This window comes from Streptomyces sp. SAS_281, assembly GCF_052542855.1.
The window spans coordinates 1-4,682 of sequence record NZ_JBMNDO010000223.1 but is presented as its reverse complement, the minus strand read 5'-3'; the positions used below and the strand labels follow the sequence as shown (position 1 = coordinate 4,682).

Here is a 4,682-nt window from a genome sequence, read left to right as displayed (position 1 = left end):
GCGCGGCGCCCGACGACCTCGCGTACGTCATCTACACCTCGGGCTCCACCGGCACGCCCAAGGGCGTGATGATCAGTCACGCCGCCGCGCTCAACACCATCGACGACATCAACACCCGCTTCTCGGTCACCCCGGACGACCGCGTGCTCGGCCTGGCCCAGCTCGGCTTCGACCTGTCGGTGTACGACATCTTCGGCCCCCTCTCGACCGGCGCCGCGCTGGTGCTGCCCGACGCCGCACGGCGCGGCGACCCCGGGCACTGGGCGCAGCTGCTCGCGGAACGCGCCGTCACCGTGTGGAACTCCGTGCCCGCACAGATGCAGATGCTGGAGGAATACCTCCGTACGGCACCCGGCCTCGACGTGTCCGGGCTGCGGCTGGCGATGCTCTCGGGCGACTGGATACCCGTCACTCTCCCCGACGCCATCCGGAGCCGCGTTCCGGAGCTGAACGTCGTGAGCCTCGGGGGCGCCACGGAGGCGGCCATCTGGTCGATCCACCACCCCGTCACCGAGGTCGAGGCGGGTGCGCGCAGCATCCCGTACGGCAAGCCGCTGGCCAACCAGCGCTTCCACGTCCTCGACACGTCCATGCGGGAATGCCCGGTCCATGTCACCGGCGAGCTGTACATAGCCGGTGCCGGCCTCGCGCTCGGCTACCTCGGCGACGCCGAACGCACCGCCGAGCGCTTCGTGACACACCCCGTCAGCCGCGAACGGCTGTACCGCACGGGCGACATGGGCCGACGGCTGGCGGACGGCGCCATCGAGTTCCTGGGCCGCGTCGACCGTCAGGTGAAGCTCAACGGCCACCGCGTCGAGCCGGCGGAGGTGGAGTCGGCGCTCGGGACCCACCCCGCCGTCGAGGCCGCCGCAGCCGTCGTCCAGGGCGAGGGCGCCGCCCGCCGGCTCGTCGCCTTCGCCGAGCCCGTACGGACCGAAGCGCCCGAGCTGCCCGCCGCCCTGCGCGAACGGGCGGCGGCGAAGGTCACCGAGGCCCTCTCCGCCGAAGAGGCCGCCGGGGTGGCGGAGATGGTCGAGCTGCTCGACGTCTCCGCCCTGCAGTCCATGGCCATCCTCTTCCGGTCCTGCGGGCTCTTCCCGGACTCCGACGCCGAACACACCCTTGAGGACGTCATCGAAGCGGTGGGCGCCGCCCCCGAGAACCACTACCTCGTGCTGCGCTGGCTGAACGCCCTGGAGCAGGAGGGCCGGGTGGTCCTGGACGCGGACACCGGCCGCTACCGCGAGCTCCGGGAGGACGCCCCGGGCGAGCACGAGGCCGTCCTCGACCGGATCGACGCGCTCGAGCCCCGGATCCGCTGGGGCGCCGAACTCATCCGCTACCACCGGGTCTCCGAGCAGCACCTGGCCCCCCTCGTACGCAACGAGATCGACCTCAAGACGCTGCTCTTCCCCGAGGGACGCCTGGACACCGCCGAGGCGGCCTACCGCGACAACCTGATCAGCCGCCACAACAACGCCGTCGTGGTGTCCGCACTGCGGGAGATCGCCCAGCGGCACGCAGGACCCGAGCCGCTCCGGCTCCTGGAGATCGGAGCCGGGGTGGGAGGCACGAGCACGGTCCTGGTGCCCGAACTCGACGGCCTGGGCGTCGACTACCTGTTCACCGACCTGTCCCACTTCTTCCTCACCGCGGCCCAGGAGAACTTCCGCGCATACCCCTGGGTCCGCTACGGACTGTTCGACCTCAACCGCGACTACCGCGCCCAGGGCCTCGCGCCGAACTCCTTCGACGTGATCCTGCTGGCCAACGTCCTGCACAACTCCGTGCACGCCCCGCAGGTCCTCACCCGGCTGCGGGAGCTCCTGGCACCCGGCGGCTGGCTGGTCTTCATCGAGGCGAGCCGCGACGCCTACCACGTGATGACCTCGATGGAGTTCAACGCGGGCCTCCACAGCTTCGAGGACGAGCGCCGCGAGACCGGGCAGACCTTCTTCGGACGGGAGCAGTGGCTGCGGATGCTCCGCGAGGCGGGCGGCGAGGTCGCCTTCTGCCTGCCGGAGGACGACAGCCCGCTGACCCGCATCGGCCAGCACGTCTTCTGCTCCCGGTTCAAGGCCGACCGGACCCGGCTGCGGCCCGAGGCGCTCCTCGGCCACCTGGGCGACCGTGTGCCGGGGTACATGGTCCCGGCCGAGCTCCAGATCGTGGACCGCATCCCCCTGACCGGCAACGGCAAGGTCGACCGCGCCCGCCTGGGCTCGTGGACCGCGTCCGCGGCGCGGGGACGGGCCGACGAGGGCGGCGCAGCGCCGCGCCCCGGCATGGAGCAGACCCTTGCCGGACTGTGGACCGAGGTGCTGCCGGTCACCGAGGTCAGCCGTGACGCCGGCTTCTTCGACCTCGGCGGCGACTCGCTCCTCGTGGCACGGCTCGTCACGAAGATGCGGGAACGCCTGCCGGAGGCCGCCGACCTGGAGTGGGACGACCTGCTGCGGCTCGTGATGAACCGGCCGACCGTCGCGGCGCTCGCCCAACACCTCGGCGCCACCCGCGCCGCGGACGCCGGGCTCGCGGGAACGGCTGCCGCTTCCCCGCTGGTCAGGCTCACGGCCGGCGCCGCGGGCGCCGCGGGCACGGCCACCCGGGTCCTGGTGCACGACGGGACCGGCACCCTCATCCCGTACCGGGCGGTCATCCGGGAACTGGGCGACCGGCTCCCGCTGGCCGGTCTCGTCGTCGACGACGTCGAGGCGTTTCTGAAGGCGGACCCGCGCACCCAGGTCGCGGAGCTCGCCGAGCGGCACGCCGAGGCCCTGCTCGCCGAAGGGCTCGGGAGGATCCACCTCGTCGGCTACTGCATGGGCGGTCTGCTGGTGCCCGAACTCGCCCGCCGGCTGACCGCCGCCGGAGCCGAGGTCACCGGCCTCACCGTCATCAGCAGTTACCGGGTGCCGTATCTCGTCGAGGACGACCTGCTGGCGGAGCACATCTTCGCCCGTCTCATGCGCGCGGACACGGCCGGGCTCGGCTACCCCCGCGACGAGACGGCGACGCGGGATCTCGTGCGGACGGCCACGGAGCGGTTCGGCCGCACCGTGCCGCAGGGCAGCCTCGCCGGCCTGCCGGAGGCGGATCTGACCGGCCCGGGCCGGGAGGCTCTGCGGGCCTTCCAGGCGCTCGCCGGACGGTCCCAGGGCGACCGGCTGCGCGCGATCGGCGCCTCGATGCCGGTGGAGGACGCCGGACTCCGCTCGGAGGAGCGGCTGTCCCGCCTCTACCGCATCGTCAAGCACAGCCTGGTCTCCGTCGCCTCGCACGAGGCGACGCCCTGCGACCTGCCGGCGACCTTCGTCCGCCAGACGGGCGAGGCCGAGATCTTCCCCGGCATGCACCACGACATGACCGAGTACTGGCAGCGGGTGTGCGGCGACGGACTGAGCGTCGTGGACGTGCCCGGCGACCACTTCACCTGCGTACAGGCGCCCAACGCCGAGGCGGTGGCCCGCGCACTGCTCGCGGGGGAGGACGGCCGGTGAACCGCCAGGCTCCGCTGATCGGCATCCTCGGCGGGTACGGGGCGGTCGGCGAGGCCGCCGCCCGCGCCCTCGCGGCGGAGGGCGGGGTCCGGCTGCGGATCGGCGGCCGGAATCCCGAGGCGGCGGCGCGCTGCGCCGCCGCCCTCGGCGGGGAGTGCGAGGCCGCGGCGGCCGACGCCCGGTCCCGGGAGAGCCTCGAACGCTTCGTCCGGGGGTGTGACGTCCTGCTCCACTGCGCGGGTCCCGCCTATGAGCTGGCTGACGGCCCCCGCCGGGCGGCGGCGGCCGCGGGTGCCGGTTATGTGGACGTCATGGACGGCTGCGGTCCGGGCCCCGCCCCGGCGGGCGAGCGTACGGCGGTCCTGTCGGCCGGGCTCTCGCCCGGCCTCTCGGGGCTGCTGCCCAGGCTCCTGACGGACGAGTGGCAGCCCCGGGGTGCCGCTCGGTTCTCCGGGTACTACGTCTCGCTCGGCGCGTTCACCCGGACCGGAGCCGTGGACTATCTGCTCAGCCTGGACCGCGGGTACGGCACGCCACGCGCTCAGTGGCGCGACGGACGCGTGGTGCACGGCGCCCTGCGCGGGAGGGAGCGGCGCGAGGTGGCGGGCGTGCCGCACCCGGTGACCACGTACCCCTATCTCACCCAGGAGCTGGTGGGCCAGGCCCGCGCCCTGGGCCTGGCGGAGGCCCGCTGGTACAACGCCTTCGACGGCCGCCGCCTCCTCGACGCGCTGAACCGCTTCCGCGCCGGCGACGACCGCGCGGACAGCCTGGAGGCCCAGGCCGACGCGGTGGTGCGGGCCAGCACGCTCGATGCCCTGGGCCGCACGCCGTACCACGTGCTCTGCGGGGAGCTGGAGTTCCCCGGGCCCGGGGGGACCCCGACGCGGCGCATGGCGGTGATCCGCGGCGAGGACGGCTCGGCGATGACCGGCGTGGTGGGCGCGGTCGCGGCCCGGGAGGTGGCCCGGGGTCGGATCCCCGGGGGTGTGCACCGGGCGGGCCAGGTGCTGGCACCCCGCGAGGTTCTGGACGCGCTGCGGCGGCACCTGCCGGGCACGGTCGTCGCCCTCGACGGGGACGTGCCGGGTGGCACCGCCGCCGATGGCCTCGTGCTGGAGGAAGGCATGCTCTGACGGGCGCCTGAGGCGGAATGACGGCGCGGCGGGTCCCGGACCC

Annotated in this window: 2 protein-coding genes; both read left to right on the top strand. The window is 74.0% G+C overall.

Annotated features, from left to right (window positions below):
• A partial coding sequence (locus tag ACN6LM_RS37565) for an amino acid adenylation domain-containing protein (protein WP_445069908.1) occupies nucleotides 1–3,503 on the top strand: 3,503 nt, incomplete at its 5' end.
• The gene (locus tag ACN6LM_RS37560) at nucleotides 3,500–4,639 is read left to right on the top strand and encodes a saccharopine dehydrogenase NADP-binding domain-containing protein (protein ID WP_445069907.1); all 1,140 of its coding nucleotides are present in this window, start codon (nucleotides 3,500–3,502) and stop codon (nucleotides 4,637–4,639) included. The genes ACN6LM_RS37565 and ACN6LM_RS37560, both read left to right, overlap by 4 nt.
• Nucleotides 4,640–4,682 lie beyond the last annotated feature (43 nt).